The sequence below is a fragment of the Pseudomonas sp. IT-P74 genome (genome assembly GCF_949768175.1).
Classification (GTDB): Bacteria; Pseudomonadota; Gammaproteobacteria; order Pseudomonadales; family Pseudomonadaceae; genus Aquipseudomonas.
The window spans coordinates 1-393 of sequence record NZ_CATKQD010000062.1 but is presented as its reverse complement, the minus strand read 5'-3'; the positions used below and the strand labels follow the sequence as shown (position 1 = coordinate 393).

Below are 393 nucleotides of genomic sequence, written 5' to 3'. Positions count from 1 at the left end.
ATTAACCCCTTGGCACAACCCGGTTTCCACCGACTCATAGGACGCCCCGGGGTCGTTCACACCGTGCAGGAAGATCACCACGCCGGGCAGGTCTCGCGGTACAGCAGTATTGCGATCCGAGGATCTATTGGGCAGCAAACGACTCGTGCCGGTGGCGATCACTGTCTTGTCCGTGTAGCTCATGCTTTCCACATCCTTCTGAAATCATGTTCCTCTTGCTGATCCACAGAGGAGCAGTGTCCTTTATTGAGAGGCTTCAATCGTTGATTCATATTGATCGAGCAGGCTGATGATCTGCGTGTCATCGGCGTACTTCAGTCTGCGTCCGTACTGGCGTCCGCCCCTGTGCTGTTCGAGCCCGGGTTCGCAGCCTGCTGGGATGAGTTGCGAAAA

At 55.7% G+C, this 393-nt stretch carries 1 pseudogene; it reads right to left on the bottom strand.

Features of this window, described 5'->3' with window-relative positions:
- Nucleotides 1–183, bottom strand: a pseudogene (locus tag ACM6J5_RS22365) (hypothetical protein); the annotation flags it as partial.
- Nucleotides 184–393 lie beyond the last annotated feature (210 nt).